This is a genomic window from Collinsella aerofaciens ATCC 25986 (assembly GCF_964237925.1).
Classification (GTDB): Bacteria; Actinomycetota; Coriobacteriia; order Coriobacteriales; family Coriobacteriaceae; genus Collinsella; species Collinsella aerofaciens_BJ.
This window is the reverse complement of sequence record NZ_CAXSKI010000020.1, coordinates 15,374-39,585: the sequence shown is the minus strand read 5'-3', so window position 1 is coordinate 39,585 and position 24,212 is coordinate 15,374. Positions and strand designations below refer to the sequence as shown.

The window sequence follows — 24,212 nt, the reverse complement described above, 5'->3', positions numbered from 1 at the left end:
TTGTCGCAGCCCCGACCCGCGGTCACGAGCGGGGGCTCCTGTCGTTTCCGTGCCCCTGGATTGGGTCATAGTGTCTGCCGTTGCCATGACATCGGTGGCTCCGTGATTGGTGCATTGGGGTCAGGTTACTTTGCAGCAACATGGTGCAGACTAACCTGCCCCCATTGCGCCAAATCCGCTGGGGCGGGCTCGATGGCAGCGCGCGGAGTCGTGGTGTGATTTGCGTCGGTGTCCGCGCGGCTCGGTATACTGGTACGGCTCAAACTATGGCGCTGCCCGCAGGCGCGCCGTTCGTCAGATGAGGAGTCGCCCATGACCCAGCCCTTGCCCTGGGAAAAGAATGCCGCGGTACCCGTGCCGCCCGCGCCGGAACCCGTGCCGCTTGATGCATACACTGCCCCCGCTGCGCCGGAGCCCGAGCTCGTCCCGCTCGACATCTACGATGCTCCCGTACCGGCACCCAAGCCCGCTAAGCCGCTCGTCGACATCGACAGCCTTAACCCCGCCCAGCGCGAGGCCGTCCTGACGACCGAGGGTCCGTTGCTGGTCCTTGCCGGTGCTGGCTCGGGCAAGACCCGCGTCCTGACCTTCCGCATCGCCCATATGCTCGGCGACCTGGGTGTTAAGCCCTGGCAGATCCTTGCCATCACGTTTACCAACAAAGCCGCGGCCGAGATGCGCGAGCGTCTGGCGGCACTTATTCCCAGCGGTACCCGTGGCATGTGGGTGTGCACCTTCCATGCCATGTGCGTGCGCATGCTGCGCGAGGACGCCGACCTGCTGGGCTATACCGGTCAGTTCACCATCTACGATGACGACGATTCCAAGCGCATGGTGCGCGACATTATGCAGGCACTCGGTATCGAGCAAAAGCAGTTCCCCATCAACATGATCCGCAGCAAGATCAGTTCGGCCAAAAACGCCATGATCGGGCCCGAGGACATGCTCAAATCTGCCGATAGCCCCAACGATAAAAAGGCCGCACAGGTCTACTTGGAGCTGGAGCGCCGCCTGCGCGCTGCCAATGCGATGGACTTTGACGACCTGCTCGTGCGCGCGCTCGAGCTGCTGCGCACCCGCCCCGAGGTGCTCGACAAGTACCAGGAGCGCTTCCGCTACATTAGCGTCGACGAGTATCAGGACACCAACCACGTCCAGTACGAAATCGCTAACCTGCTGGCCGCCAAGTACCAAAACCTCATGGTCGTAGGCGACGATGACCAGTCCATTTATAGCTGGCGCGGCGCCGACATCACCAACATTCTGGACTTTGAGAAGGACTTTAAAAACTGCAAGACCGTCAAGCTGGAGCAGAACTACCGCTCTACGGGCCACATCCTGAGCGCCGCCAACGCCGTGGTGCGCCACAACTCTCAGCGCAAGGACAAGCGCCTGTTTACGGCCGAGGGCGATGGCGAGAAGATTCAGGCCTTCCAGGCGAGCGATGAGCGCGACGAGGGCCGCTGGATTGCCGGTGAGATCGAGAAACTGCATGCCAAAGGCATGAGTTACGACGACATCGCCGTGTTCTACCGTACCAACGCCCAGTCGCGTATTCTCGAAGATATGTTCCTGCGCGCGGGCGTGCCCTATAAGATCGTGGGCGGCACGCGATTCTTCGACCGTGCCGAGATTCGTGACGTCATGGCCTACCTTAAGATGATCGTGAACCCGGCCGACGAGATGAGCGTCAAGCGCGTCATCAACACACCTCGCCGCGGCATCGGCTCCACCTCGATCCAAAAAATCGAGCAGCTGGCGCGCGACAACCGTTGCTCGTTCTTCCAGGCTTGCGAGATCGCGTGCGCCGAAACCGGCATGTTTAGCGCCAAGGTGCGCAACGGCCTGTCGAGCTTTGTCTCGCTGGTGCGCGAGGGCCGCCGCATGGACGGCGAGCTCAAGGACGTCGTCGAGATGATCGTCGATAAGACGGGCCTGCTGCAGGCGTTTCGCGCCGAGGGCACCATGGAGTCCGAGAGCCGCGCCGAGAACATCCAGGAATTCCTGGGCGTCGCTGCCGAATTTGAGGAGACGCACGAGGATATCGAAGGTACGCTCGAGAGCTTGGAAGAGCTGCGCGCTGCCGGTGTTGCCGATGTGCCTGCTAGCGCCGAGCCCGAGCCTGTCGTGGTGAGCGCGCCTGCGCCCGAACCGGGGCCATCTGCCCCGGTATCCTCGTTTGAGGCGCTCGTTGGCGCGCGTGACGCCGCGGGCTCCAATCCGCTCGATAGCTTGGCCGCTCCGGCGCTGTCTCCGCAGGATGCCCTGGCCGCCGCCATCGCGGGCAACGCGTATGCCGCGCCGACGGAGATGCCGGCGGGTGCCGTGCATGCCGACGAGATCGAGCGCACCTACGGTCCGCTCACCTGTAAGGCGCTGCCGGCGCTCATGGAGTGGCTGGCCCTGCGCTCCGACTTGGATTCCCTGGCCGGCGAGACGCATGCCATTACCATGATGACCATCCACTCCGCCAAGGGCCTGGAGTTCCCGGCGGTGTTCGTGGCCGGCATGGAGGAGGGTATCTTCCCGCACGTGCACGACTTTGGCGGTAGTGACGATCCGGGCAAGCTCGAGGAGGAGCGTCGCTTGGCCTACGTCGCCATCACGCGTGCTCGCAAGCGCCTGTTCCTGACCTATGCGGCCACGCGTCGCACCTACGGCTCGACCTCTGCCAACCCGCGCTCGCGCTTCCTCAACGAGATTCCGTTTGAGGATATCGAGTTTAGCGGCATCGGTTCTGCCGGTTTTGAGGGCACGGGCTGGGAGAAACGCGGCGACCGACACGGCACCTTTGGATCGGGTATGGGCTCGGACATGTATGGCGGCAAGGTGTTTGGTTCGCATACGCGCTCGACCGGCGGTTCCGGTTCGCGTGGCGGATCGAGCTTTGACGATTTCTTTGGCGGCAGCAGCTACGGGACCGAGCGCCATCGTGGGGTTTCGCCCGATGCCGGCCGTGTTGCCTCGACCTTTGGTTCGGGTGCGCCGCGAGCCAAAAAGCCGTCGTCCAAGGTGTCCCCGACGGTGGAGCGCAAGGTCGATCGTGCCAGCGCATCGCAGGACTTTGCCGCGGGCGATACCGTGAGCCACAAGACCTTTGGCACGGGTACCGTGATCTCGGTCGCTGGAGACATGATCGAGGTTCAATTCGAAAAGACCGGCCAGACCAAAAAGCTAATGAAGGGCTTTGCTCCGATCGTCAAGCTGTCGTGATCCTGGCGGACCTGGGCGGGCGTATAGGGCAACATCGCCTGCTCGGGCAGTCCTGCGCAAGACGGAGAGCACATTAAGTGCTCTCCTTTGCGTGCGGAACTCGCGATCGATGTTGCCCTATACGCCCGCCCAGGTCCTTGGGTAACGTTGCTGGACGAACGTCGCTTTGCTGGTTCGCTTTTTGATCTGGAGAACCGGGTGGGCTGAATACTTAGACATGGCAAGGGGCTCCCCCGTTAAAGAACGGGGGAGCCCCTTGTTGCGTTTTAAATGGTGCGCTTGGCTTTGATGATTGATGATTTTATACGATTCAGTATAATTTCAGTTAGATACTTAAATGTAACTGAAATGAAAACGGTGAGTGGACATGCTGCTAAATTGTCTCCCAAAAAGGCTCTTCTCTTTAGAGCTCGCCATCGACTCGGAGCCAGTTGAGATGCAGATTCCTCGCATGTATCTCGAGCGGTATTCGCTTCGCTTAGCGCGGCTCGGCATGTCTGAGCAAGGCCGTTTTATTGTTGCGGAACCAAAAGAACCGCCCAGTGTCATTTCGGCGCGAAATTTCGTCAATGCAGTGCGTAAGATAGATGCTCGCCCGGTGGCAATTTGCTGGGATGCTATGGATTTAGGCTTTATGCGCGCGCTTTCTTCGGAGGGGATCGCATATATCCGAGATGAGCGAAATGCGTTTCTGCCGTTTATCGGAGCCGTTATTTCCGATGAGGTGCTGGGTGCTTCTCCTGCTGCTTCGCTTTCGCCCCAATCTCAACGAATCGTTCTAAATCTCATCGCGGGACGATGGGTTGACTGCTCCGCCGGCGACCTAGCTCGTCTGTGTGGCAAAAGCGCGGCAAGCGTCAGCGGCTATCTTTCGGAAATCGCCGCTATAGCTCCTGGGTTGATTATGCGGGACGGCAAAAAGCGTATATTGTGCGACGCCGGGCTGTCGACCGAGACGTTGCTGGATGGATTTGAGGACTATCTTCGCACACCCGTTTTAGAGCGAATCCGGCTCAAGAAGGTTATCGAGAGAACAGAGCTACGCGCCGTTGATGCGCTGCTTTCCGGTGTGTCTGCCCTTAGCTATATGTCCGACCTTGCTCATAATGATTCTGTCCCAACCGTTGCTCTCGAAAAGTATCAGGTAGATGCCTTAAGAGAGCACATGGGCGACAGATGGTTGGAGGCCCAGTGGTACGAACCGGCCGCTATCGAGATTGAGATCTGGTCGTATCCCGTGGACGCGCCGTCCGATGTTAGTTTTGATACGACAGGTTTGCAATGTGTCGACCCGTTCTCCTTATACGTTGCCTGCGCAAAAGCGGATTACAAAGATGACCGTCTGCTCGATGCGGTCGAACAACTCAGGAGGACGATATGCCAAAAGTGAGGGGAATAGAGCGATTTGCCGACGCCATGAGCAGCTGCAAAGGTGGTTACGTCCTTATTGGTGGAGGGGCCTGCAGCGTTCTATTTGACAGCGAAGGTGATTCATTCAGGGCTACCGAAGATTTGGATGTCGTCGTAATTGTTGATGGGGAAGGCGTTGAATTTGCCACTGCATTGTGGGCATTTATCAAAGCAGCTGGATACGAGGTTGGAAAGGTCGGCGATGGAAAGTGCACTTACTATCGGTTCTGTTTGCCCAAAGGATCAAGGCGAGCCCTAGACTATCCCGGTCAAATCGAGTTGTTTGCCCGACATCCTGATTTTGTGCTCGAAGACGAAATGAGCGAGGTAGCTCCTCTTTCCTTTGACGGGGCGATATCGAGTCTTTCCGCCATTATTCTCGACGATGGCTACTACGAATTTATTCGCGACAACGCAACGAACGTAGAGGGCATCACGTTGCTCGATGCGCTCCATATCATCCCCCTCAAGATGCGTGCGCACATTGATATCAACAGGAGCTATGAAGAAGGGCGTCATTGCAACGATATAGATCGGCGGAAGCATCGTTCAGATGTTGCTCGACTTGCCGGTTTGTTGTCGTCCTCAGCGCGTTTGGAGCTAACGGGGCAAATGAGGGTTGATGCGGAGGATTTTCTTACGGACTTTGCTTCGTATGTAAATCGGCAGACCAACCGTAAGGAAAGGGCGCGGCTTCAGGACACGTTATCGTTTCTCGAAAGAGTGTATTTGTAGGCATCTTGATTCGTAATGTATGGCAGGGGCTCTTCCGTTGATGAACGGAAGAGCCCCTTGTTGCTTTTTGATTGTCGTAACTAGTCAGAGGTTCGCCGGGACGGGGCGCGGGATTTGGTCGATTGCGAGTTCTGCACGAGCCGGAGAGCACTTAATGTGCTCTCCGTTCGAGCGGGACTGTCCGAGCAGGCGATCAAACCCCGCGCCCCGTCCCGGCGAGCGCTTGGGGACCGGTGACCTACAGGTGGCTGACAATCAGTTCCATATTGCCCTCGAGCTCAATCTTGTCCACGGTGCTCGGAGCCAGCAGGTGGCTTCCCTTGTGGACGGGGTCGCCGCAGACGGTGCCTTCGCCGTCGATGACCGACAGGCACATGAAGGGCCAGCGCTGGTCGAGGGTCTTGCTGCCGTCGACGCGCACACGATCGACGGTGTAGCAGGAGTTAGACTCGAGCTCGGTCACGCCATCGACTTCGGGCGCGGTCACCGTGCCGTCGGTCAGAGCCTGAGCATCAAAGTCGATGCAGTCGAGGCTCTGCTCAATGTGCAGCGGGCGCAGCTTGCCATCGGTGCCGGGACGGTCGTAGTCGTACAGGCGATATGTCACGTCGCTCGACTGCTGCGTCTCCAAAATGAGCGTGCCGGTCTTGATGGCGTGCACGGTGCCGGAATCAATCTGGAAAAAGTCGCCCTTGTGGATCGGCAGCACGTTGAGCATGTCGTCCCAGCGGCCGTCCTCGATCATCTGTGCGGCCTCGGCGCGGTCATGCGCGCGCTGGCCGACGATAATCGTGGAGCCGGGCTCGCAGTCCAGCACATACCAGCACTCGGTTTTGCCCAGGCTGCCGTTCTCGTGCTCGGCGGCGTACTCGTCGTTGGGGTGAATCTGGATCGAAAGGTCGTCCTTGGCGTCCAGAATCTTAACGAGTAGCGGGAACTCCTTGCCCTCGCAGTTGCCAAAGAGCTCGCGATGCTCGGCCCACAGCCACGACAGCGTGTGACCGGCATACGGGCCCTCCGCAATCTGGCAGTCGCCATTGGGGTGGGCCGAGATGGCCCAGCACTCACCGATGGGACCCTTGGGAATGTCGTAACCAAATACGGTTTCGAGCTGGCGGCCGCCCCAGATCTTCTCGTGAAAGATCGGCGTCAGTTTAATCAAATCGGACATGTTCATACCCCCATTGTGTTGCGCGGGCGCTGCACGAAACAGCTCAAAGCGAGCGCCCGGATGACTACAAAAACCTATGCCAACGTTACGTTGTGCAACTCAAAGCGGTCGCCAACGTTGCGCGAGACCGAATACTCAAAGGCGGCGCCGCTGTCCAAAAAGCCAATCTGGGTGAGCTCGAGCAGGGGAGAGCCGGGTTTGGTATCCAGGCGCTCGGCTTCTTCCTCGGTTGCCGCCACGGCGCGTATGGTGCGATGGAAGCTCGAAATCTTCAGCCCGCATTGCTCGCGGATAAAGCCGTAGACCGATCCGTACAGGTCCTTCTTTTTAAGGCCCGGGATCAGTTCGAGCGGCATATAGGTGTACTCGATAACGATGGGCTTCTCGTCGACCTGGCGCACGCGCACGATGTGATAGGCAAAGTCATCCTCGGCAATTCCCAGCTGGGCTGCGATGTCCGCTGGTGGATTAACAATCGAGAAATCGTAGACCACCGAGGTCACTTTCTCCCCGCGATGCTCGTACGAAAAGCCTTGGGCGCGGTCGTTCTTGCCTTGGAAAAACACCTGGCCGGGAAGCCCCGCTGTGTCCTTGACGTAGGTGCCTGATCCGCGCCGACTGGTGATCAGGCCCTCCTCGGTAATCTGCTCAATCGCACGTTTGACGGTGATCTTAGAAACGCTATAGAGCTCGCAAAACTCTACGACGGTGGGCAACTTATCGCCCGGCTTAAGGGCGCCGTCCTCGATGCTTCGACGGATATCTGCAGCTATCGCCTCGTATTTGGGAATCATGCAATCCTCCCTTCATATTTGCGTTGAATATTAAGAAAGTATACCCACTTAAAAAGCATCCATATGGCTTTCATGAAAGAAGTTCGATAAAGAAAAGTTAAAAAGACGCTTTACATAGAAAACTAGAGCGCTATAGTTATAGACAACAAGCGAGATGCATTGGCGTTTGCTTGTACTGTTTGGAGAAGGATTTGTTTTGGCGGGTTGGATATCGGTATGACCGGTGCGCGCCCGCGCCGGATAACCTGCCAAAGCAAACCCGTCTCCAACCGGAAGCTCTAGAACACGAAAGCGAGGACTTTGATGGCACAGTATCAGCTGCCCAACGACTTCTTCTTTGGCGCTGCTATGTCCGGCCCGCAGACTGAGGGTCAGTGGAACCAGGGCGGCAAGCTCGAGAACCTGTGGGACACCTGGTCCATTCAGGATCTGGGCTCGTTCTACAACTGCGTTGGCTCTTATGCCGGCAATGACTTTATGGCCAAGTACCAGGAAGACTTTCGCATTTTGAAGGACTTGGGCCTGAATACCTATCGCACTTCCATCCAGTGGAGCCGTCTGCTCGATGCCGACGGCAACCTTAATGAGGAGGGCGCTGCGTGGTATCACGAGCTGTTCCGCGCCTCTCGCGAGGCCGGCCTGGAGCCGTTTGTCAACTTGTACCACTTTGACATGCCCACCTACCTCTTTAACCGTGGCGGCTGGGAGAGCCGTGAGGTCGTCGAGGCTTACGCGCATTACGCCGACGTCGCCTTCCACGAGTTTGGCCAGGAGATTAAGTATTGGTTCACCTTTAACGAGCCCATCGTCGAGCCCGAGCAGCGCTATCAGGAGGGCGTGTGGTTCCCGCAGCTCCATGACTTCAACCGCGCCCGCACCGTGCAGTATCACATCTCGCTGGCGCACGCGCTGGCCGTGGCCAATTATCGTCGCGCCTATGACGAGGGCGCTATTCGCGCCGATGCCAAGATCGGCATGATCAACTGCTTTACCCCGGTCTACACCAAGCAGAACCCCAGCGAGGCGGACCTCGAGGCCGTGCGTATGACCAGCGGCATCAACAACCGCTGGTGGCTCGACCTCATTACCAAGGGCGAGCTTCCCGCCGACGTGCTCGACAGCCTGGCCGAGGGCGGCGTTAAGCTTCCGTTCCGTGCCGGCGACCAAGAGATCCTCAAGCAGGGTGTTGTCGACTGGCTCGGCTGCAACTACTACCACCCCACGCGCGTTCAGGCGCCGGCGAGCAAGATTGACCAGTACGGCCTGCCGCACTTTGCCGACGAGTATGTGTGGCCCGATGCCGTTATGAACGAGAGCCGCGGCTGGGAGATCTACCCGCAGGGCCTCTACGACTTTGGCATGGACTGCGCAAAGAACTACCCCGAACTTGAGTGGTTCGTTTCCGAGAACGGCATCGGCATCATGGACGAATACAAGAACCGCGATGCCGAAGGAACCATCCAGGACGACTACCGCGTCGACTTTGTACGCCAGCACCTGGAGTGGGTTGCCAAGGCAATTGCCGAGGGTGCCAAGTGCCGCGGATACCATTATTGGGCCGTCATCGATAACTGGTCTTGGGCGAATGCCTTTAAGAACCGTTACGGCTTTGTCGAGGTCGACCTTATGGACGGTTATAAGCGCCGCCTTAAGAAGTCGGCGGCCTGGCTCAAACAGGTCGCCACGACCCACGTGGTTGATTAGCGACCGGGCGAACGCCCAGACCGCGCGCCGCTGCGCGCAACACATGGCACATCTGGTGGCAGAGGGCGACAGACCACCGTGCGCATAGGAAAAGGCCGGATTTGAAAGTTAGGAGCAATCATGGCCAGTGACAACGGAAAGAGCTTCCTCGACAAGTTTGCCGAGGTCTCTGCGAAGGTGGGAAACCAGGTTCACCTGCGTTCCCTGCGTGACGCCTTCGCGACCATCACGCCGCTCTATATCCTTGCGGGTATCGCGGTTCTTATTAACAACGTCGTGTTCCCCCTGTTCCCGCTCGATGCGGCGGGCCTTGCCAACCTTCAGACGTGGGGTTCGGCAATTACGCTGGGCACCCTCAACGTCTCTGCCATTATCTTGGCCGGATTGATTGGCTACAGCCTCGCTAAGAACAAGCGTTTCGATAACCCGCTCGCTTGCGTGGTCGTCGCTATCTCTGCTTTCGTCATCATGATGCCGCAGCAGATCACCGCCTCGCTTTCCGCCACGAGCCCGCTGCTCACCGACAAGATCACCTCCGCCGAGGTCACGGGCGCCCTTTCGACTGCCAACACCGGCACCAACGGTCTGTTCTCGGCTATTATCATCGCCCTGCTTTCCGTCTCGCTCTTCATCAAGATTTCTGGCGTCGAGAAGCTCAAGGTTAAGCTGGGCGAGGGCGTGCCTCCCGCGGTCTCCAACTCCTTCAACGTCATGATCCCGATGCTGCTCAACCTCGCGATCTTCGCTCTTGCCGCAGCCCTGCTCGCCGTGTGCGCCGGCACCGATCTGTGCACCATCATCTCCACGTGCATCTCCAACCCGCTCAAGAGCATCATGAACGCCGGTCCGTGGGCTGTTATCCTCATCTACACCCTTGCTAACCTGCTGTTCTGCGTCGGTATTCACCAGTCCACCATCTCTGGCGCTACCGTCGAGCCGATCCTGACCATGCTCATCGTCGACAACATGGCTACCTTTGCCGCCGGTGGCACCATCCAGCCCGATCACTACATGAACATGCAGATCGTTAACAGCTTCGCCCTCATCGGCGGCTCGGGCTGCACCCTCATGCTTCTGCTCGACACGCTCCTGTTCTCCAAGAACAAGGCTTCCGAGACCGTTTCCAAGATGGCTATCCTGCCTGGTCTGTTCAACATCAACGAGCCGGTTATCTACGGTTACCCCATCGTGTACAACCTGCCGCTCATGATCCCGTTCGTCCTTCTTCCCGATCTGTTCATCGGCATCACCTATGGCCTTACCTGCGCAGGCATCATCAGCCCCTGCATCGCCCAGGTGCCCTGGACCATGCCTCCCGTCATCAATGCCCTGCTCGCTACGGGCTTTGACTGGCGCGCCGGCGTGTGGCAGGCTCTCGAGATTGTCATTGGCATGGCCGTCTACCTGCCCTTTATGAAGATTTCCGAGAAGGCAATCGCCAAGCAGGAGGCTCTCGCCGAGTAGAACGCCTAACGTTCGTCCCTTTCACCTTTGCGGGCGCCGGTACGCGGTGCCGGTGCCCGCGGCTCTCTCCCTTGCGTAAAGATACAGGGGAGCGGGCACAATAGCCGCAAGGAATACAACCAGTTGTCGTCTGCGCGCCGCGCAGTTATAAGGAGGAAACCATGAAGAAGATCATGCTCTGCTGCAATGCCGGCATGTCCACGAGCCTGCTGGTCCAGAAGATGCAGGCCGAGGTTGCAAACCGTGGTCTGGATATCGAGGTCGAGGCTCGTCCCATGAATGAGGCCCACGATCACCTGGATGAGTGCGACATGTTGCTGCTTGGTCCGCAGATCGGCTACACCAAGGGCGATTTTGAGAAGGAGGCCGCCGGTCGCTTCCCGGTCGAGGTCATCAACATGGTCGACTACGGCCGCATGAACGCTGCGGGCATCATCGACCATTGCGTCAGCGTGATGGGTTAGGTGCAGCATATGGAGGATATGAACGAGCTGCAGATGACCTGCTTCGAGATCATCAGCTACGTCGGTACCGCCAAGAGCATGTACATCAATGCCGTGCAGAAGGCCAAGGAGGGCGATTTTGACGCCGCCGAGGAGCTTATCAAGCAGGGCGACGAGGCCTATAACGGTGGCCACGATGTTCACATGGGGCTTCTGAAGAAAGAGGCCAACGGCGAGCGTAACGGCGAGGCCCCGTTGATTCTGCTGCATGCCGAGGACCAGATGGCCGGCACCGAGACCATGCGCGTCATGGCAACGGAGCTCATCGAGATCCACAAGCAGCTGCAGGCACTTAAGGCCTAGTCGGCGTTATCGCCGCGATGGACCGTGCGGTCCAACAGACAACATAGTCCCTTTGACGGGCGCCGGGAGTCTCCGCCTCACGGCGCCTTTATATTTGGGGAAGGTCTTGCGCGACCTATTAAGCGACCATTCGCGTTTCCCCAGATAAAGCCTGCCAAAACAAACCTGTCCCTTTTTGGTGGGTTTTTGCCTTGGGAGCGGTACCATACAGGCAATGTTTAAACGAGAAAGGTAGGCTCCCATGGAACCTAAGCAGTATTACATCGGCATCGACGTCGGCGGCACCTCGGTTAAGGAGGGCCTGTTCGACGAGGACGGCAACCTGCTTGCCAAGGCCAGCGTGCCCACGCCTCCCATCGTTGACGCTGCGGGCTTTGCCGCGGTGACCGAGGCTATCGACCAGGTGGTCGCCAAAGCCCAGATTCCGCGTGCCTTTGTGGCGGGCATTGGCCTGGCCGTTCCGTGCCCCATCCCGGCATCGGGCGATGCCAAGGTCAAGGCCAACATTGCCATTAACCTGCCCGAGCTGAGGATCGCCATTCAAAAGCACTGTCCCGACGCGGTCGTTAAGTACGAGAACGATGCCAACGCCGCTGCCATGGGCGAGGCCTGGCTCGGTTCTGCCAAGGGCGTGCAGAACGTGGTGATGGTCACCATCGGTACCGGCGTGGGCGGCGGCGTTATCGTTAACGGCGACGTGGTATCGGGCGTTGTGGGCGCCGGCGGCGAGATTGGCCACATGTGCCTGAACCCGGCCGAGGAGCGCACCTGCGGCTGTGGCGGCCATGGCCACCTAGAGCAGTATTCCAGTGCCACCGGCGTGGTGAGCAATTACCTGGCCGAGTGCAAGAAGGCGGGCGTCGACCCCATCGAACTCACCGGCCCCTCCGATTCCAAGGACGTGTTCCAGGCCTGCCGCGAGGGCGACAAGCTCGCGCTGGCCGCGGCCGACACCATGGCCGACTATCTCGGCCGTGCTCTGGCACTTATCGCCAACGTGGTCGACCCCGAGATGTTCCTGATCGGTGGCGGCGCCTCCGCCTCGGCCGATGTCTACCTCGACAAGGCTCGCGAGTACTTCCAGCGCTACGCGCTCTCTGCCTCGCGCGAGACGCCCATTAAGGTCGCTTCGCTCGGAAACGACGCCGGCATCATCGGTGCCGCCTACGTAGCTCTGCGCGCCGCCGGCAAATAGCTGGTGCAAAGGGGGCAGACTTCGCTCCAACACTTGCCCCAAAATATGCCGTGGCCCTTCCGTCTGCGAAGGCTCGGCATCGGCGTGCTACCATAGCTACGTCCAAGTACACATATCAAGTGGAGGATATCCATGGCAAACGTTCTTGTCTTTGGTCACCAGAACCCCGATAACGACGCCATCATGAGCGCCGTCGTCCTGTCCCAGCTGCTCAACCAGGTTGAGTATGCCGGCAACACCTACGAGGCCTGCGCCCTTGGTCAGCTTCCGGCCGAGTCCGCCAAGCTGCTCGCCGACGCCGGCATCGCCGAGCCCCGCGTGATCGAGTCCGTCGAGGCCGGTCAGCTCGTCGTCCTCACCGACCACAACGAGTCTGCCCAGTCCGTTGCCGGCCTTAAGGACGCCACGGTCTTTGGTGTTGTCGACCATCACCGCATCGGCGACTTCGAGACCGCCGGCCCGCTGCACTACATCTGCCTGCCTTGGGGCTCCAGCTGCACCATTGTCACCAAGCTCGCCGGCGTGCTCGGCGTTGAGCTTTCCGACGTCCAGGCTAAGCTGCTGCTCTCGGCCATGATGACCGACACGCTCATGCTCAAGAGCCCCACCACCACCGATGTCGACCGCGCCGTCGCCGCCAAGCTCGGCGAACAGGTGGGCGTCGATCCGGTTAAGTTTGGCATGGAGGTCTTCCTCACCCGTCCGTCTGGCTCTTTCACCGCAGCCGAGATGGTCGGCAACGACATCAAGATGTTCGAGCCCACCGGCAAGAAGCTGCTCATCGGCCAGTACGAGACTGTCGACAAGACCCGCGCACTCGGCATGATCGACGAGATTCGCGAGGCTATGCGCGCCTACGCCGCCGAGAAGGGTGCCGACGGCATTGTCCTGTGCATCACCGACATCATGGAGGAGGGCTCGCAGGTCCTGCTCGAGGGCGAGACCGAGGCTGCTCAGAAGGGCCTGGGCATTGCTGACGAGCACGACGGCGTCTGGATGCCGGGCGTCCTCTCCCGTAAGAAGCAGGTCGCTGCCCCCATCATGGCCGCCTGCTAGGTTTAGTTGACCAAACGCCACGACCGGATCGCGGACGCCCCGCGCTCCGGTCGTTTTTTGTGCACGGCGCCGCGTCGTCTCTTGGACAGGTGAGCCTGCGCCGTTGAACAAATAATGTTCAACCTGTGGTTCCGCTTTTCGGCCATGCCTGCGTGCTTGTCGTGCAGGGTAGGCTAGATGCAAGCGTAATACGTTAGAGCGCGGCGCCGCCACTTGGGCGGGCCGTGCTTTTTTAAGACGGGAGCTTTCCCGTGAAAGGAGCCGCCCATGGCAGCAACTGAGCAGCTGTTCAACGTTCGTGAGCGCAAGCGCTTTGAGCGTCACGACATCTGGGAGCGCATCGCCGAGAACGGCACGATTTCCGCCGCCGTCATGGTCTTCGCCGCCATCGCCGCCGTCATTTGCGCCAATACCGATGCCTATGAGGCCATCCATCACTTTTTGGAGACCCCGCTGTATGTGGGTCTGGGCAACCTTACGGCCGGTCTCACCGTTGAGCTATTCGTCAACGACTTCCTCATGGCGATTTTCTTTTTGTTGGTGGGCATTGAGCTCAAGTACGAGATGACAGTTGGCGAGCTCAAAAACCCGCGCCAGGCTATGCTTCCCATGCTGGCGGCCGTGGGCGGCGTCGTCGTTCCCGCCTGCATCTATCTGATCTTTAACCATGCCGGCGCGCACAACGGCTGGGCCATTCCCATGGCAACCGATATTGCCTTTGCGCTGGGCGTGCTGTCGCTTTTGGGCAATCGCGTGCCCAACGGCGTGCGCGTGTTCTTCTCGACGCTCGCCATCGCCGACGACCTCATTTCCATCGCCGCCATCGCCATCTTCTACGGCCAGAGCCCCAATCCGTTTTGGTTGGGCGCCGCCGCGCTTGTGACCTGCGCGCTCGTGTGGCTCAACAAGACGCAGCATTACCGCCTTGCCCCGTATTCGGTACTGGGCCTGCTGCTGTGGTTCTGCATGTTCAAGAGCGGCGTGCATGCCACGCTTGCTGGCGTCATCCTGGCCTTTACCATTCCGGCCAAGTGCGGCGTCAAGCTCGATAGTCTGACCGACTGGCTGGGCGAGTGCCTGCCGTTGCTCGACGACCGCTACGACGACGAGGCGCACATCCTGGGCCAGCATGACTTTACCGTCTCGACCACCAGGGTCGAGCGCGTCATGCACCGCGTGACCCCGCCGCTCATCCGCATGGAGCGTCTGATCTCCACGCCGGTCAACTTTGTGATCCTGCCGATCTTTGCGTTCGTCAACGCACAGGTTCGCCTAGTGGGCGTGGACATGAGCACGCTGCTCACCGACCCGGTGACGCTCGGCGTGTACTTTGGCATGCTGCTGGGCAAGCCGATCGGCATCTTTGGCATGACGTTCGCCTTGGTCAAGCTCAAGGCCTGCGAGCTACCGCGCAACGTCAACTGGCACATGATTGCCGGCGTGGGCATTCTGGGCGGCATCGGCTTTACCATGTCGATTCTCATCAGCGGTCTCGCCTTCCCGACGGCCCAGTTTGAGGTTCTGGCTGCCAAGGCCGCTATTCTCGCCGGCTCTGTCACCGCGGCCGTACTTGGCATGATCTACATGAGTGTGATCTGCAAGCACCCCGCGCCCAAGAACGAGTAGGCGCGTAGAAACAGACGCCAGAGCCTGCTCGAGCGCATGTAAAACGCGGTTTTGAGTGGTACTTGCCACCTGCCGGACACCCCAGTGGCCAAAAAACGCCGTTTGTGAGTACTGTCATAAACGGCGTTTCATTTTAGGCGCGAAAAATAATGTACAAATCTATTCTGTCTGTGCATTAACGATTGCGTGGCTGGACGAAAAATGCCGATGCATCCTTCCAAAACCGGACACAAAAGGCCAAGACTGGCCTTTTTAATTCAAAATCGCTGTTACTAAAAAAGTAACAGTACTCATATTTGCTATTTTTTGACCACAGGCCCCAATGACTAGGTTTATTCCACGGTGCCGTAGACGGCGCCCCAGCCGTGGGCGGCCAAGGCGGAGTTGAGCTGGTCGCAAAGCGATTGGCGGTCGTAGTAGCCGGGCGGCAAAAGGTTGACGATTTCCATGAGGTCGGGCGCGAGGTCCAAGATCTCGGCCTGCACGATGAGATCCAGGCGGTCGATGGCACGGCGGTCATAAAACAGTCCGTCGACCAGGCGCTGCAGGTCGCCGAATTCCTCGGCCTGGAACGATCCGTACTCCATAGTGCCTCCTTGGGCGCCCCACGCCGGCATGCGCGGCGATGTCGTAATTCATTGCGATGGACTTAATCTATCACGGCTTCATACCGTTGCGGCAGTGGCGGTCTATACTTAGACGAACTGCAACGTCCCGCTTCGCGAAAGGTCGCACCCATGCAGACGATCTACCAGAAGATGGAAACCACCGAACTCGATGCCGCCATCGAGGCGCTCAAAGCCGAGGTCGCCGAGGTCAAGGCCAAGGGCCTGGCGCTCGACATGGCCCGCGGCAAGCCGTCGCCCTCCCAGGTGGGCATCTCTCGCCCCATGCTCGATATCCTCAATGCCGATGCCGATCTGCACGACGGCAACGTCGACTGCTCCAACTACGGTTGCTTTGAGGGCATTCCCTCGGCACGCAAGCTGGCGGGGGAGTTCCTGGGTTGCCCCGCCGAGCAGACGCTCGTACTGGGTTCGTCGAGCCTGCTGATCGAGCACGATATCGCCGGCATGTTCTGGCGCTGCGGCTCGTGCGGTAGCGAGCCTTGGGAGGCTTATGAGGCCGCGCATGACGGCAAGAAGGTCAAGTTCCTGTGCCCTGTTCCCGGCTACGACCGCCACTTTGGCATCACTGCCGACTTGGGTATCGAGAATGTCCCCGTCGCGATGACCGACAACGGCCCCGACATGGACGAGATCGAGCGCTTGGTTGCCGCCGACGACTCCATCAAGGGCATCTGGTGCGTGCCCAAGTATTCCAACCCCACGGGCATCACCTTTAGCGAGGACACCGTGCGTCGCCTGGTCGAGATGCCCACGGCCGCGCCCGATTTCCGCATCTTCTGGGACAACGCCTACTGCGTGCACGACCTGTACGACGAGACCGACGAGCTCGCCAACATCTTTGACCTCGCTCGCGCGGCGGGCACCGAGGACCGCGTGGTGGCCTTTGCATCGACGTCCAAGATCACCTTCCCGGGCGCCGGCATCGGCTTTATCGGTGCGAGCCCCGCGGTTATCGCGGAGTTCTCCAAGCGCCTGAAGGCCGGCCTCATCAGCGCCGACAAGCTCAACCAGCTGCGCCACGTGCGCTTCCTTCCCACCATCGAGGCGGTCAAGGAGCACATGAAAAAGCATGCCGAGTTCCTGCGTCCGCGCTTTGAGGCCGTTGAGCGCAAGCTCACCGAGGGCCTGGGCGATACGGGCTGTGCCACCTGGACGCACCCCCGCGGCGGCTACTTTGTAAGCTTCGATGGTCCCGAGGGCTCGGCCCAGAAGGTCGCCGCGCTTTGCGCCGACCTGGGCGTCAAGCTCACGCCGGCCGGTGCCACCTGGCCCTATGGCAAGGATCCGCGCGATACCAACATCCGCATCGCGCCGAGCTATCCCACGGTCGAGGACCTGGAGGCAGCACTCGACGTACTGGTGCTGGCCGTCAAGCTCGTCGCTGCCGAGCTTGCTCGTGCCGAGCGCGCCTAACGCCTAGGGCCCCGCAAGTCCGCGCCCAGTACTATCCGCACTTTCGATACGTAAAGGAGCGTATACATGGATTTGGGTATTTCCACCAACCCCACACCGGAGATCTACACCATTAAGGTGACCGGCGAGATCGATATCTCTAACGCCGATAGCCTGCGCAATGCCATTGACCTGGCGCTCGAGCAGCCCACTGAGGCCGTTGAGCTCGATTTTGCCCAGGTGAGCTACATCGATTCGACGGGCATTGGCGTGCTCGTGGGCGCCGCGCACCACGCGGTCGACCACGGTAAGCGCTTTAGCTGCACTAATGTGCAGCCCCAGGTGATGCGCGTGGTTCAGCTGCTGGGCGTCGACCAGGAGATTTCGATCACGGCGGCATAATCTTTGCCCCCAAAAAGGGCGTGCCGTTTGGCATATGTTTGTGATGCGCTCGGACGTTTTGGCGTCCGGGCGCTATACTTGACCGAATGAATAGACGAGTTCCGGCCGAATGGCGCGGTGCGGGCTCGACTCACATCGAGCCTTGGAGGTATGTGTGTTTGGTATTGGAGAGGGTGAGCTCGCGATCATCGTGGTCTTCGGCTTTTTGCTGTTTGGCCCGGATAAGCTCCCACAGATGGGCCGCACGATCGGCCGTGCCATTCGTCAGTTCCGCGAGACGCAGGAAAAGATGACGGCCGTTGTTCAGTCCGAGATTATCGATCCGGTAAGTGAGGCCGCTTCGGCACCGGTCAAGCCCAAGAAGACTGCCGTCGATGACGATTCCGATGCAGACGAGGATGCCGTCGAGACGGCTGCGCCCGCAAAGAAGGAGACCTTTGCCGAGCGCCGTGCCCGCCTTGCCGCCGAGAAGGCCGCGAGCGAGGCTGCCGCCGAGGGCGAGGGTGCTGCTGAGGAGTCCGAGGCCGAGGGCGCCGAGCCTGCCGCTGCCGCCGAGCCTGTCGTCGAGCCCGAGCCTGCTGCAGAGCCAGAGTCCGAGCCCGAGCCGGCAGAGCCCACGACGGCTGACCTCTACGCCCGTCGTCCCCGCAAGCGCAAGGCCGTCGTCGACCAGCTCGCTCGCGAGCTCGAGGCCGAGGACGAGGCTGCCACCGCCGACGCCTCGAAGGGAGGCGATGAGTAATGCCTATCGGACCTGCGCGCATGCCGCTCTTCGATCACCTGGGAGAGCTCCGTCGCCGCCTGACTATCGTGGTCGTGTCGGTGTTTGCCGCCGCCATCGTGCTGTATTTCGCCACGCCCGTGGTGCTCGACATCCTGGAAGACCCCATCCGCTCCTTTGTGCCGGACGGTAAGTTCTACATCACCACCACGCTCGGCGGCTTTGGCCTGCGCTTCTCGCTGGCCATCAAGATGGCCGTGGTCATGTGCACGCCCATGATCATCTGGCAGATTCTGGCATTTTTCCTGCCGGCACTGCGTCCCAACGAGCGCAAGTGGGTTGTGCCTACGGTGCTCGCCTCGACGGTGCTGTTCTTCCTGGGCGCAATCTTTTGCTACTTCATCATTATCCCGGCAGGCTTTGAGTGGCTCATCGGCGAGACCTCTGCCGTCGCAACCGCGCTGCCCGACCTGGAGAACTACGTCAACATGGAGCTGCTCTTTATGATCGGCTTTGGTGTGGCGTTTGAGCTGCCGCTCATCATCTTCTACCTGTCCGTCTTCCACATCGTGTCCTACGCGGCCTTCCGCGGCGCCTGGCGCTACGTGTACGTGGGCCTGCTTGTGGGCTCGGCTGTGATTACGCCCGACGGCTCGCCCGTCACCCTGGGCCTTATGTACGGCGCCCTGCTCTCGCTCTACGAGATTTCGCTCGCCATTGCCCGCGTGGTCATTACCGCGCGCGAGGGCAAGGAGGGCTTGTTTGTGAGCCGTCTGGACCTGTTCTCGGACGATGAGGACGACGAGGAGTAAATCGGTATGCACGAGGTTGGCATTGTCAACGGCATACTCGATACAGTGATTCGCGCGGCGCGTGGGGCGGGGGCCTCACGCGCCGTTTTGGTAACGCTGCGTATCGGGGATATGACCGAGGTCGTGCGCGAGGCGCTCGACTTTGCGTGGGAGACGTTTCGCGACGAGGACCCGCTCACGCGCGACTGCGAGCTCGCGGTTGAGGAGATTCACCCACAAAGTGAATGCTTGGACTGCGGCGAGGTTTTCGACCACGATCGTTTTCACTGTCGCTGTCCCCAGTGTGGTGGTGCCAATGTGCGTCTGTTGCACGGCCGCGAGCTCGATATCGCAAGTATCGAAATCGAAACCCCCGACGATTAGCCCGCTAGCCATCTAGTGATGGGGTATAAAGGGGCCAAAGTAAGGAGCGCTAAGTATGGCTGAGAAAACGATTGATATCGCGTCGCCGATTCTGTCGCGCAATGAGCGCCTGGCAGATCAGCTGCGTCAACGATTTAAAGAGACAAACACCTATGTGATCAACGTCTTGTCGAGTCCCGGTTCGGGCAAGACCACCACGATCCTGGGCACCAACGAGCGCCTGCGCGACAAGGCCGGCTTGCGCTGCGCCGTCATCGAGGGCGATATTGCCTCGGATGTCGACGCCATCACCATGAAGGAAGCCGGCATGCCCGCCATCCAGATCAACACGGGCGGCCTGTGCCACCTCGAGGGCAACATGATCATGGAGGCTGTTGACGCGTTCGACCAGGCCGTCGGTCTGGAGAACATCGACGTCATCTTTATCGAAAACGTGGGCAACCTGGTCTGCCCGGTCGACTTTGACCTGGGCGAGAACCTGTCCATCATGATTCTCTCGGTGCCCGAGGGCGACGACAAGCCTATCAAGTACCCGGGCATCTTCCAGCACGCCGGCGCGCAGCTGCTCAATAAGGTCGACGTGGCCCCGGCTTTCGATTTTGACATGGATAGGTATACTAGGACACTCGATGACCTCAATCCGCAGGCGCCGCGGTTTGCCGTGAGCGCGCGCAAGGGCGAGGGCATGGATGCCTGGTGCGATTGGCTCATCGGGCAGATCGAGCAAGCAAGGGCGTAAATCGGCCGCCATACGGGCGGGCGTAGCCGCAGAGACACGAGATAGGAGCCTCTTTTGAAGCTCATCATCGCCGAGAAAAACGACGCCGCGCGTCAGATCGCCGAGCGTCTGTCCACGGGCAAACCCAAAAAGGACAAGGTGTACAACACCGCCATCTACCGTTTTGAGTGGAAGGGCGAGGAGTGTGTGACGATCGGTCTCGCCGGTCACATCCTTGCGCCCGATTTTTGCGACAGCGTGCTGTTCGATAAAAAGCTGGGTTGGTATTCGGTGACCGAGGACGGCGAGATGCTGCCGGCCGACATGCCCGATGGCCTGGCTCGTCCGCCCTACGACACCAAGCGTAAGCCGTTTCTTGCCGACGGTATCTCCATCAAGGGCTGGAAGCTCGAGAGCCTGCCCTACCTCACCTGGGCGCCCGTCATTAAGCTACCGGCCGAGAAGGAGCTCATTCGCTCGCTCAAGAACCTGGCTAAGAAGTCCGACAGTGTCATCATCGCCACGGACTTCGATCGCGAGGGCGAGCTGATCGGTTCGGACGCCCTCAACAAGGTGCGCGAGGTTGCGCCGGACTTGCCGGTCGCCCGCGCCCAGTACTCTTCGTTTACCAAGGCCGAGATCACGCAGGCCTTCGATAATCTCGTCTCGCTCGACCAGAATCTGGCCGACGCCGGCGAGAGCCGCCAGCACATCGACCTCATTTGGGGTGCGGTGCTCACGCGTTACCTGACGCTCGCCAAGTTTGGCGGCTTTGGTAACGTGCGCTCTGCCGGCCGCGTGCAGACGCCGACGCTTGCCCTGGTGGTCGAGCGCGAGCGCGAGCGCATGGCGTTTGTGCCCGAGGACTATTGGCAGATTCGCGGCATGGGCGCCGCGCAAGGCGCTGCCGAGGACGATCGCTTTAAGATCGCGCACAAGACGGCGCGCTTTACCGACAAGGATGCTGCTGAGACGGCGTACGGTCACGTTGACGGTGCCAAGACGGCAACCGTCGCCGCGGTGACCAAGCGCTCGCGCAAGCAGCAGCCGCCCACGCCGTTTGCGACCACCTCGCTGCAGGCTGCCGCCGCAGCCGAGGGTATCTCGCCTGCGCGTACCATGCGCATCGCCGAGTCCCTCTACATGGCGGGCCTCATCAGCTACCCGCGTGTCGACAACACCGTGTACCCCGCGACGCTCGATCTGGGCGCCGTGGTGAGCGACCTGGCAAAGATCAACCCGGCGCTGGCACCTGTATGTAAAAAGGTGCTCGCCGGCCCCATGAAGCCCACGCGCGGCAAGGTCGAGACCACCGACCACCCGCCTATCTACCCCACGGGCGAGGGCGATCCGACCACGCTCGATGGCGGCCAACGCAAGCTCTACGACCTCATCGCCCGTCGCTTCCTGGCGACGCTCATGGGTCCCGCGACCATCGAGAATACCAAGCTCGAGCTCGACGTGAACGGCGAGCCGTTCGTGGCCTCGGGCGACGTGCTCGTGACCCCCGGTTTCCGCGAGGCCTATCCGTACGGCCTTAAGCGCGATGAGCAGATGCCGCCGCTGGAGCAGGGCGATACGGTCGACGTGTTCGACATTAAGCTCGAGGCCAAGCAGACCGAGCCGCCCGCGCGCTACAGCCAGGGCAAGCTCGTGCAGGAGATGGAGAAGCGCGGCCTGGGTACCAAGTCCACGCGCGCGAGCATCATCGAGCGCCTGTATGCCGTGCGCTATCTCAAAAATGATCCCGTTGAGCCGAGCCAGCTGGGCATCGCCATCATCGACGCGCTGACGCAGTTTGCCCCGCGCATCACGAGCCCCGATATGACCAGCGAGCTCGATGGCGATATGACCCGTGTGGAGCGTGGCGAGGATACCGAAGAGCATGTCGTGACGCACTCGCGCGCGCTGCTGGCCGGCGTGCTCGACGAGCTGCTCAAGCACACGCAGGAGCTGGGCGACGCCATCAGCGACGCCGTCACGGCCGATGCGCGCGTGGGCGCCTGCCCCAAGTGCGGCAAGGACCTGGTTATGAAGACGAGTGCCAAGACCCGCGGCAGCTTCATTGGCTGCATGGGCTGGCCCGACTGCGACGTTACCTATCCGGTGCCGAGCGGCGTCAAGGTGAGCCCGCTCGAGGGCGAGGCGGCCGTGTGTCCCGAGTGCGGCGCGCCGCGCATTAAATGCCAGCCGTTCCGCCAGAAGGCCTTCGAGATTTGCGTGAACCCCACGTGCCCCACCAACTACGAGCCCGACCTTAAGGTGGGCGAGTGCAAGGTGTGCGCCGAGGCCGGACGCCATGGCGACCTGATCGCGCACAAGAGCGAGAAGAGCGGCAAGCGCTTTATCCGCTGCACCAACTACGATGACTGCGGCGTGAGCTATCCTCTGCCGGCGCGCGGCAAGCTCGAGGCGACGGGTGAGACTTGCCCCGAGTGCGGCGCCCCCATCGTGGTGGTCAACACGGCGCGCGGCCCGTGGCGCATCTGCGTGAACATGGACTGTCCGACCAAGGAGAAGAAGCCCGCCCGCGGCCGCAAGACCACGACCAAGGCGAGCACGGCGAAGAAGACGACCGCGGCCAAGAAGACGACGGCGGCAAAGAAGACTGCTGCCAAGAAGACGACCGCCAAAAAGACGACGGCCAAGAAGTCGACTACCAAAAAGACCGCTGCCGACAAGTAGCCGCACGGTCGAAACATCACCTAAAACAAAAACGAGCGAGGACCCCGCGATCCTCGCTCGTTTTTTATCTGGCAGTTAGGGACGTTCCTTTTCTGCCGGCAGTTTAGGAACGTCCCTAACTGCCGGCTCGGGAACGACAAAGCGCTAGTTCACTTCGACGGGTTTGGCGCCGGGATAGCGCTCCTCAAAGTCTAGGCGATACTTATTGTCATTGGTGCCCGCCACGTTGTCGCGCGACAGCGGCGCCACGATCTCATTCTTGTGGTCCGCAGGCTTGGCGTATTTCAGGCTGATCTCCCAGGCATCACAGATTGCGTCAATGCGGTGATCCAGGTCGTCATACAGGGCAACGATGTCTTTCCAGGAACTGTAGTTCTTAGAGCTCGTCGGGACGTCTAGGTCCTCGACGATGTCGTAATACTGCTCGATGGTGTCCTCCGTGCGCTCGGCGACGTCGGCGAGATTTTGACGGGTGGTTCGATCCTCTTCCAGATAGCTGCCGTTGAAGTTCTGCGCGCAGCCACGGACGTAGTTGTCGAGGTCTTCGAGCAAGTCGTAGTATTCGCTCAGTCGGCGGTAGAGGTTCTGCTCGGAGAGCGTTGCTTCGCCGCCATCCTCGTCGTCATCGTCATCATCGTCGTACAGGCTGTTGGGATCGCCGAGAGGCTTTAGGTCATCGTCGTCGACGTCATGGTGCAGCTTAGCTACCTCGGCAGTCGTCTGCGTGGCGGCGTTGTCGAAAGGCTTGATCACAAAGAAAACGACCAGGGCGATGATGATCGCCACCAGCACAACAATAACGGCGATAAGCGGCCCGGTGCCGCTCTTTTTGGGAGCGGGGGTCTGTGGCGAAGCGGGCGTGTATGCGGGAGCCGGCTCCTGTTGGGGCGAGCCGCTCGCGACGGGTATGCGCTGCGTGGTCTCGACGGCCGCAGGGCTTGCGGCGGGGTCGGGGCGATAGGCGAGGGGGTCGTCCGCCTTGGCTTGCGGCGTATCAAGGGAGCCGGTCTGCTCAAAAGCGGGCTGGCTATCGCTCGCGACTGTTTGCTCAACGGGTGCACCGCACGAGGTGCAGAACTTGGCATTATCTGCAAGAAGCTTGCCGCACGAGGCGCAATACCGAGACATTGCCACTCCTTTCGCCACATTTCAATGCAATACGACGATTATACCCAGCGTCCAAAATTCCCCATCATAAGTTGCGGTGAAATAGGGACTGTTTGGCGGTCTCAGAGCTTCAATCAGTCCCTATTTCACCGCAACTTCGGGGATGCCTCGATGGCTAGGTTGGATTTGGGACGCGCCGAGCACTGGGG

Annotated in this window: 21 protein-coding genes; 17 read left to right on the top strand and 4 right to left on the bottom strand. The window is 60.3% G+C overall.

Annotated features, from left to right (window positions below; translation table 11 throughout):
* Positions 1–312: 312 nt before the first annotated feature.
* From ACESWY_RS09020 to ACESWY_RS09010, 3 genes are all read left to right on the top strand, one after another.
* Positions 313–3,213, top strand: a complete 2,901-nt coding sequence (locus ACESWY_RS09020) for an ATP-dependent helicase (RefSeq protein WP_373094023.1) — start codon at positions 313–315, stop codon at positions 3,211–3,213.
* A gap of 436 nt (positions 3,214–3,649) precedes the next feature.
* Positions 3,650–4,603: a hypothetical protein gene (locus ACESWY_RS09015; protein ID WP_373094021.1), complete on the top strand. Its 954-nt coding sequence runs from the start codon at positions 3,650–3,652 to the stop codon at positions 4,601–4,603.
* Positions 4,591–5,358, top strand: a complete 768-nt coding sequence (locus tag ACESWY_RS09010) for a hypothetical protein (RefSeq protein ID WP_225093950.1) — start codon at positions 4,591–4,593, stop codon at positions 5,356–5,358. Before ACESWY_RS09015 ends, ACESWY_RS09010 begins: the two co-directional genes overlap by 13 nt.
* A gap of 238 nt (positions 5,359–5,596) precedes the next feature.
* Here ACESWY_RS09010 and ACESWY_RS09005 read toward each other — a convergent pair whose 3' ends face one another.
* Both ACESWY_RS09005 and ACESWY_RS09000 read right to left on the bottom strand, forming a co-directional pair.
* Entirely contained in the window at positions 5,597–6,529 is a 933-nt protein-coding gene (locus ACESWY_RS09005) for a type I phosphomannose isomerase catalytic subunit (protein ID WP_373094019.1), read from the bottom strand.
* Positions 6,530–6,603: 74 nt separating this feature from the next.
* Positions 6,604–7,323 (bottom strand): GntR family transcriptional regulator, encoded by a 720-nt coding sequence (locus ACESWY_RS09000; RefSeq protein WP_373094017.1) that lies wholly within the window; start codon positions 7,321–7,323, stop codon positions 6,604–6,606.
* A gap of 303 nt (positions 7,324–7,626) precedes the next feature.
* Here ACESWY_RS09000 and ACESWY_RS08995 point away from each other — a divergent pair, with 303 nt between their 5' ends.
* The 7 genes from ACESWY_RS08995 to nhaA all read left to right on the top strand — a co-directional run bounded on the left by ACESWY_RS08995 (position 7,627) and on the right by nhaA (position 15,174).
* Positions 7,627–9,027, top strand: a complete 1,401-nt coding sequence (locus tag ACESWY_RS08995; RefSeq protein WP_373094015.1) for a glycoside hydrolase family 1 protein — start codon at positions 7,627–7,629, stop codon at positions 9,025–9,027.
* 120 nt (positions 9,028–9,147) lie between these two features.
* The gene (locus tag ACESWY_RS08990; RefSeq protein ID WP_373094013.1) at positions 9,148–10,491 is read left to right on the top strand and encodes a PTS sugar transporter subunit IIC; all 1,344 of its coding nucleotides are present in this window, start codon (positions 9,148–9,150) and stop codon (positions 10,489–10,491) included.
* Between the two features lie 161 nt (positions 10,492–10,652).
* Complete coding sequence (locus tag ACESWY_RS08985) at positions 10,653–10,955, top strand: PTS sugar transporter subunit IIB (protein ID WP_035137700.1); 303 nt, start codon at positions 10,653–10,655, stop codon at positions 10,953–10,955.
* A 9-nt stretch (positions 10,956–10,964) separates the two neighbouring features.
* Positions 10,965–11,297 carry a PTS sugar transporter subunit IIA gene (locus ACESWY_RS08980; RefSeq protein ID WP_199411192.1) on the top strand — a complete coding sequence of 111 codons (333 nt, stop codon included), beginning with the start codon at positions 10,965–10,967 and terminating at the stop codon, positions 11,295–11,297.
* A 241-nt stretch (positions 11,298–11,538) separates the two neighbouring features.
* A complete protein-coding gene (locus ACESWY_RS08975; protein ID WP_373094010.1) occupies positions 11,539–12,492 on the top strand; it encodes an ROK family protein in 954 nt (317 codons plus the stop codon).
* Positions 12,493–12,624: 132 nt separating this feature from the next.
* Positions 12,625–13,548, top strand: a complete 924-nt coding sequence (locus ACESWY_RS08970) for a manganese-dependent inorganic pyrophosphatase (protein WP_373094008.1) — start codon at positions 12,625–12,627, stop codon at positions 13,546–13,548.
* A 267-nt stretch (positions 13,549–13,815) separates the two neighbouring features.
* Complete coding sequence (gene nhaA, locus ACESWY_RS08965; RefSeq protein ID WP_373094007.1) at positions 13,816–15,174, top strand: Na+/H+ antiporter NhaA; 1,359 nt, start codon at positions 13,816–13,818, stop codon at positions 15,172–15,174.
* A 332-nt stretch (positions 15,175–15,506) separates the two neighbouring features.
* Here the strand turns inward: nhaA and ACESWY_RS08960 are convergent, their stop codons facing one another.
* A complete protein-coding gene (locus tag ACESWY_RS08960; protein WP_040359778.1) occupies positions 15,507–15,761 on the bottom strand; it encodes a hypothetical protein in 255 nt (84 codons plus the stop codon).
* Positions 15,762–15,911: 150 nt separating this feature from the next.
* Between ACESWY_RS08960 and ACESWY_RS08955 the strand changes: the two genes are divergently transcribed.
* The 7 genes from ACESWY_RS08955 (at position 15,912) to ACESWY_RS08925 (ending at position 22,896) form a co-directional block, all read left to right on the top strand.
* Complete coding sequence (locus tag ACESWY_RS08955) at positions 15,912–17,216, top strand: aspartate aminotransferase type Ic (protein ID WP_195624868.1); 1,305 nt, start codon at positions 15,912–15,914, stop codon at positions 17,214–17,216.
* A gap of 66 nt (positions 17,217–17,282) precedes the next feature.
* Positions 17,283–17,597: an STAS domain-containing protein gene (locus ACESWY_RS08950; protein WP_117769921.1), complete on the top strand. Its 315-nt coding sequence runs from the start codon at positions 17,283–17,285 to the stop codon at positions 17,595–17,597.
* A gap of 154 nt (positions 17,598–17,751) precedes the next feature.
* Positions 17,752–18,339 carry a twin-arginine translocase TatA/TatE family subunit gene (locus tag ACESWY_RS08945; protein WP_195624869.1) on the top strand — a complete coding sequence of 196 codons (588 nt, stop codon included), beginning with the start codon at positions 17,752–17,754 and terminating at the stop codon, positions 18,337–18,339.
* Entirely contained in the window at positions 18,339–19,130 is a 792-nt protein-coding gene (tatC, locus tag ACESWY_RS08940) for a twin-arginine translocase subunit TatC (protein ID WP_022093860.1), read from the top strand. The genes ACESWY_RS08945 and tatC overlap by 1 nt, the downstream gene beginning before the upstream one ends.
* A gap of 6 nt (positions 19,131–19,136) precedes the next feature.
* Positions 19,137–19,493 (top strand): hydrogenase maturation nickel metallochaperone HypA/HybF, encoded by a 357-nt coding sequence (locus ACESWY_RS08935; RefSeq protein ID WP_373094003.1) that lies wholly within the window; start codon positions 19,137–19,139, stop codon positions 19,491–19,493.
* A 55-nt stretch (positions 19,494–19,548) separates the two neighbouring features.
* Positions 19,549–20,232: a hydrogenase nickel incorporation protein HypB gene (gene hypB, locus ACESWY_RS08930; RefSeq protein WP_373094001.1), complete on the top strand. Its 684-nt coding sequence runs from the start codon at positions 19,549–19,551 to the stop codon at positions 20,230–20,232.
* 54 nt (positions 20,233–20,286) lie between these two features.
* Positions 20,287–22,896: a DNA topoisomerase I gene (locus tag ACESWY_RS08925; protein WP_373094000.1), complete on the top strand. Its 2,610-nt coding sequence runs from the start codon at positions 20,287–20,289 to the stop codon at positions 22,894–22,896.
* Between the two features lie 144 nt (positions 22,897–23,040).
* Here the strand turns inward: ACESWY_RS08925 and ACESWY_RS08920 are convergent, their stop codons facing one another.
* On the bottom strand, positions 23,041–24,024 hold the full coding sequence (locus ACESWY_RS08920) for a zinc-ribbon domain-containing protein (protein ID WP_373093998.1): 984 nt from the start codon (positions 24,022–24,024) through the stop codon (positions 23,041–23,043).
* Between the last annotated feature and the right edge of the window lie 188 nt (positions 24,025–24,212).